Consider the following 6,084-nt stretch of genomic DNA (forward strand, 5'->3'; position numbering starts at 1 on the left):
ACCTGCATGACATCCTCCTTCACTGCAGTTGACGTTCGAGATTCCACCGCAGCAAGGGCGGGGTCCATACCATTGGCTCCAGGTTGGCAAGAAGAAACTTCACGTCGCAGCATTGGTCGGAGCAGCCATGTGTTCGGCCTACTTACGCGGTTCACATGACCGCTGGCCATAATGCCCTCCGCGGATCAGGTCCCGGTCAATACCTCGCATTCGACGATGCTATGGCCCATGTGGGTTGTCCTGATCGCCGGATCGACCGGCACTGCATTACGTGCTGTTCGCCTTCCCAACCGTTACGTCACGCCGGGCTTTCCCGTGTGATCTCATTCACGCCGCGAGAGCGGCGGGTTGCTTGTAGCGTTCGTTCCGGGCCATCATCGCCCAAGCCATCCGGGCGAGTTTGTTGGCGAGTGCGATAGCGGCAACCTTGGTGGGGCGCCGGGCCAACAATCGAGTGAGCCAGGGCCGATGATCGGTGCCATGGATCTTGGCATAGCGGATGACGGCGAGCGCGCCAGACGTGAACAGGCTGCGCAAATAGCGATCGCCTTGCTTGCTGATACTGCCAAGCTTGTCCTTGCCCCCGCTCGAGTTCTGCTTCGGCACGAGTCCCACCCAGGCCGAGAAGTCCCGTCCCGATCTGAAAGCCTTGGGATCCGCAATGCTGGCGACCAAGGCTGTTGCCAACGCTGGCCCGACGGCGGGGATCGCGTCCAGCCGTTTGCTCGTCGCGCTTGATCGATGCCAGGCGATGATGCGTCGGTCGAACTCCAGGATTTGAGCCTTCAATGCCCGCAACTGACTGCCGAGAGCAGCAAGACACGTACGGGCGACCTCGGGGAGCCGGTGGTCGGCTGTATCGGCGGCGACTTCCAGCAGTTGCTCGACACCCCTGCGCCCGACAGGGGCGACAATCCCGAACTCGCTGAGATAGGCGCGGATTGAGTTGATCACGACCGTCTGCTGGCGGATGAGGAGATGGCGCGCCCGGTGAAGCATCAGACAGCTCTGTTGCTCGACGTCTTGGTCGGCACGAACCGCATATTGGGTCGCGTGACCGCCTCGCAAATCGCCTCCGCGTCGGTGCTGTCGTTCTTCTGCCGCTTGACGTAGGGCTTCACATAGGCCGGAGGGCATCAATCGCACCGTATGCCCCAGCCCCTGCAGCTCGCGGGACCAATGGTGCGATGATGCGCAAGCTTCGATCCCCACCAGGCATGGCGGCAGCTTCTGGAAAAACGCCAGGACGTACCTGCGCCGCAACTGAGGGCGTACGACCACCTGGCCGGCTGCATCAACGCCATGCACTTGAAAGACCGACTTCGCGATATCCAGGCCGACTGTCGAAATTGACTGCATAGGCTGCTCCTCCGAATCGTGGGAGCCTCAGACGGCGCCCACTCCTTGGCACTCTCGTGCCGGTGGAGGAGCCGTGTACAGCATCAACTCCGGACTCATGCACCGCAGGAAGCAGCCTCATTCGATCATTACATCGGCACTGGAGAGCCCCTTTTGGGGGAGGGCACTTCTATGCAGAATCCGGGCTGCGATTGCTTCTTGCGCGGATCGTCTCCAGGGTCGACGTAATCGGTGCCCCCGACGAACTGAACTTGGAGAATTCCCCCTCATTTCCAATCCAAGCGTAGTGAGGGTGCTTGTCGGATATACCCATAAGGAGCCCGGCTCAGTCATTGCGCCTGCCCAACTCGCGGGAGGAATAGCATAAGGGGAACTTGCCGGGTCCGTTCGCGTTTTCGTCTGAGGCGGAGCAAAATGCCTAGTTTGCCGACAGCCCCAAGGGATCTACCAACCCAAGTCCGTGGGGATTCGGTCGCGTCTCGCGACTTGGATATTGTGAAAGTTTCGGCCGCGCTTGTGACGGCCGCGATCCTCCTTGCCGGCCTGTATTACGGCCGCGATATACTCATACCGCTCGCGATCGCCTTCCTGATCACCTTCGCACTGAGCCCGCCGGTTACCTGGTTGGTTCGACGAGGCCTCCCCAGACTGCTCGCGACGAGTCTCGTCATGGTGACCGTCGTGTGCGCCTTGGTGGGACTAGGCGCCATTCTCGGCGCCCAGGTCCGCTCGATCGCAGTCGAATTGCCGGCCTATCAATCGACAATACTGACGAAGCTGTCGGATCTGCGCCAGAATCTCAAAGCACCAGGCTTGTTCGACGGCGTCCTGAAAACCTTTGAACGCGTACAAAAGGAGGTCGAGTCAAAGGACGACAAACCGGTGGATGGTCCCGTCCCACAGCGAGTCGAAATTGTCCCTACACCGCAAACGCCGTTCGAGCAGGTATTTGCCTGGCTTGTCCGGTCAGCGGAACCGCTGGCCACCGCCGGCATCATCCTGATCTTCGTCTTTCTGGCGCTGCTGGATATTGGCGACCTCCGCGACCGGCTTCTGCGCCTTTTGGGAGGCAGCTTTCATCGCTCGACCGATGCGATGCAAGAAGCTGGCACACGTATCAGCAAATACCTATTGATGCAGCTACTCGTAAACGCCTGTTACGGCGTGCCGCTAGCTGCCGGCCTCTGGATCATCGGCGTACCCGGCGCCCTGCTATGGGGCGCCGTCGGCGCGGTCACGCGCTTCGTCCCGTATGTCGGCCCGCTGATTGCTGCGATCTTTCCAATCGCGCTGGCCTTTGCCGTCGACGGCGGCTGGAGCATGCTGCTGTGGACCGTTGCGCTGATCGTCGTCCTGGAATTGATAAGCAACAATATTGTCGAGCCGCTGCTGTATGGTTCCAGCACCGGTCTGTCGGCCATGGCGCTGATTGCCGCGGCGATATTGTGGACAGCGCTTTGGGGACCCGTGGGGCTGATCCTCTCCACTCCACTCACGGTTTGTCTGCTGGTCCTCGGGCGCAATCTGCCGCAGCTGCGCTTCCTCGAAACGATGCTCGGCTCGGCGCCTGCACTGGATCTTCCGGACCGCATCTATCAGCGGCTGATTGCAGACGATGCCGACGAAGCTGTCGAGATCGCAAGCACCGAGATCGAAAAATCTCCGGTCGTATCCTTCTACGACGCAATCGGTATTGAGGTCCTTCGCCTGGCAAGCGAGGAATATCTCCGGAACGCAAGCGCCGAACACCGCCTGCGGCTGGCAAGCGGAATGGACTCGCTGCTCGACGACCTGAAAGATCAATATCCCTCGTCCCTGAGTCCGGACTCAGGGCCCAGGGTCCTGTGCATCGGAGGAAAATGGGAGATCGATGCCCTCGCCGGCGAAATGCTGACCCATGCGCTTGCGTTCGAAGGGATCGCCACAACTTCCCAACCCGCTGCAAGCGTCACTGCCGACTATCTGGCCAAGCTCGACCTGAAGGGCGCAGACATTGTCTGCCTCAGTTACTTTACGCCGAATCCAGCCATTCCCGCTCGCCACGCCTGCCGGCGTCTGCGAAGACGATGGCCGAATATGCGCATCGTCCTGGCGCTATGGAACGCGCCGCCGGAACTGTTGACTGACGAATCCCTCGCAGCACTCAAAGCGGATGCTGTCGTGACTTCGGTTGCTGAGGCGGTTCGTCGCATTCATCGCATCGTCGCCCCTGAAGAAGCCAAGGCAGCGCAGCAAGCCCCCGTACCTGACAACGATGCAGAGCGTGTCAACGCGCTCGAAGCGACCGGGGTCCTGGAGGGTGACAAACGTGAAGCGCTGGATGCGCTGGCTAAACGTGCAGCCGACGTATTCAATACCAAAGTTGCCGTGATCACCACTATCGACAAGGACCGCGAATACTTCGTCGGACAAAGTGGAAAATTGCCGAATGCCATCACCGATGATACAGGCATGCTGCTGCCGATGGACCGGGAACATGCGATCTGCAATTACGTTGTGGCTAACGACGATACGCTGGTGATTTCGGATATCGAGCGCGATCCGCGCTTTGCCGATAACGACACGATCAAGCAATGGGACATGCGCTTTTACGCAGGCGCGCCGCTACGCGCAGCCGACGGTCTGGTAATCGGAGCGCTTTGCATTCTCGACTCCGAACCCCATACCCTGGCAGAAACCGAGGTCGCCTTGCTTGAAACGATGGCCCGCGATGTCGTCGCCACCATTACAACAAGTGATGCGACCGAAAAACCGTCGGTGAAATCTACCCCTGCCTCCTTATCGGCGACGGTCGGGCAGATGGTGCCCGAGTAGCCTGAGCGGCGACCACACGGGTCCGGCAATGCCGCCATGTCTGCTAAGCGCTGCCATAAGCGGAAGTTCGCACTCTGTCGAGGTAGTGGCCGAAATAACCATTTCGACCAATCAAAACAGCCGGCAACGGATCGTTTGGAACTTAACGACTTCAGTCCCATTCAACGTTGTTACTCCTTTCAAAGGAATACCTAATGGCCAACAACAAAAACCCAAATGAGAAGCAGCCCGGCGAGAACCCAGAAGGTAAATACCACTTCAATCCCGGCAATATGGCCGGAAAAGAGCCCGGGGATCCGGAGCAGACTGCCGAAAACCGTGGCGAGCCACATGAGAACAAAGAAGAGCCCGCCGGTTAGGACTGGTTAATGAGGCCGCCCCCGCAATTTCCTTGCTGAAGGTGATCCTTAACGACAATCCGCCTCAGGCGGTGGTCCATGACGTCCGTTCGGAAGATCGGCCAACCGTCTACTCGCCGAGCCGACAATTCAGACCCGCGCGGAGTTCGCATTCGGGCCCAGCAAAAGACTTTCATTTTTCGATCGGCGCAATTGTTTGCTATGGTTCTGCCAGAAGTCGGAGTTGCTTGCGCTAGGGCTATCCATGCAGCCAGTAACGCAGTACGCCAGGAGTGGCAACGTTCACATTGCCTACCAGGTGTTTGGCGATGGTCCGATCAATGTGGTCCTGGTCCCCGGGTTCGTGTCAAACGTCGAGAACTACTGGGACGAGCCTAATTTCGCTCGCTTTCTGAGGCGACTGGCCAGTTACGCCCGCGTAGTGACCTTCGATAAGCGCGGCACCGGCATGTCAGATCGAGTCGCTGAACTTCCTGGTCTCGACCAGCGCATGGACGACCTCCGCGCGGTCATGGATGCCGTCGGCATGGAGCAAGCTGCGCTGCTCGGGATTTCCGAAGGCGCCCCGTTGTCGATTTTATTTGCGGCAACCTATCCGCACCGTTGCAGAGCGCTGGTGCTCTACGGCAGCTTCTCGCGCTTTTCATACTGGTTCCCGACCGACGAGGCGCTCGCGGCCTTCTTCGGCTATGTCGAGCAGGCGTGGGGGACGGGCGGCAGCGTGCAAACGTTTGCGCCCTCGCGTGCAAATGACGCAGCATTCCAGCACTGGTGGGGACGGAACGAGCGGCTCGGCGCCAGCCCGGCCGCCGTAACCGCTCTTATGCGCATGAATAGTCAGATCGAAATCAGCGGGATTCTGCCGGCGGTTCGGGTACCATCCCTCGTGATCCACCGGACCGGAGACAGGGCCGTCAATGTCGAAGGGGGACGCGATGTAGCGGCACATATTCCCGGCGCTCGCCTCATCGAGTTCCCGGGTATCGACCACCTTTTATGCGTTGGTGAGAGCGCCGACCAAATAGCCGATGCAATCGAAGAATTTCTGACCGGATCGCGGGCTCCGGTCCCAATCGATCGTGTCCTGGCCACGGTCCTCTTCACCGATATCGTCGGTTCCACCGAGAAGGCTGCCGCACTCAACGACACGCGCTGGCGAGATCTCCTTGACAATCATCACGCCACGATCCGTCGAAATCTCGCACGCTTTCGCGGCCGTGAGGTTAAAACGATTGGCGATGGATTTCTCGCCGTCTTTGACGGTCCAGCTCGCGGTGTTCGCTGCGCCTGTGCTATCGCCGAGGAAATTCGGCTGCTCGGCATTGAAATCCGTGCCGGGCTTCATACAGGCGAGTGTGAAGTGATCGGTGAAGATGTCGGCGGTATCGCCGTCCACATAGGGGCGCGCGTTGCGGCGCTCGCTGGTGCAAGCGAGGTCTTGGTCTCAAGCACCGTTAAGGACCTGGTCGCCGGCTCTGGCTTGCGGTTCGGAGACCGCGGTATCCAATCCCTGAAGGGTATCCCGGGCGAATGGCGTCTATTCGCAGCCGAA

At 59.7% G+C, this 6,084-nt stretch carries 4 protein-coding genes; 3 read left to right on the forward strand and 1 reads right to left on the reverse strand.

Features of this window, described 5'->3' with window-relative positions; genetic code table 11:
• Positions 1 to 327: 327 nt before the first annotated feature.
• Positions 328 to 1,359, reverse strand: coding sequence for an IS110 family transposase (locus XI08_RS10225; protein ID WP_271574321.1), 1,032 nt, complete (start codon positions 1,357 to 1,359; stop codon positions 328 to 330).
• A 495-nt stretch (positions 1,360 to 1,854) separates the two neighbouring features.
• Between XI08_RS10225 and XI08_RS10230 the strand changes: the two genes are divergently transcribed.
• From XI08_RS10230 to XI08_RS10240, 3 genes are all read left to right on the forward strand, one after another.
• On the forward strand, positions 1,855 to 4,173 hold the full coding sequence (locus XI08_RS10230; RefSeq protein WP_271574324.1) for an AI-2E family transporter: 2,319 nt from the start codon (positions 1,855 to 1,857) through the stop codon (positions 4,171 to 4,173).
• A 194-nt stretch (positions 4,174 to 4,367) separates the two neighbouring features.
• Entirely contained in the window at positions 4,368 to 4,532 is a 165-nt protein-coding gene (locus tag XI08_RS10235) for a hypothetical protein (protein ID WP_271574322.1), read from the forward strand.
• 244 nt (positions 4,533 to 4,776) lie between these two features.
• On the forward strand, positions 4,777 to 6,084 hold a 1,308-nt coding region (locus tag XI08_RS10240), incomplete at its 3' end, for an adenylate/guanylate cyclase domain-containing protein (RefSeq protein WP_271574323.1).

Origin of the sequence: Bradyrhizobium sp. CCBAU 11361, assembly GCF_028128935.1 — a bacterium.
Taxonomy (GTDB): Bacteria; Pseudomonadota; Alphaproteobacteria; order Rhizobiales; family Xanthobacteraceae; genus Bradyrhizobium; species Bradyrhizobium niftali.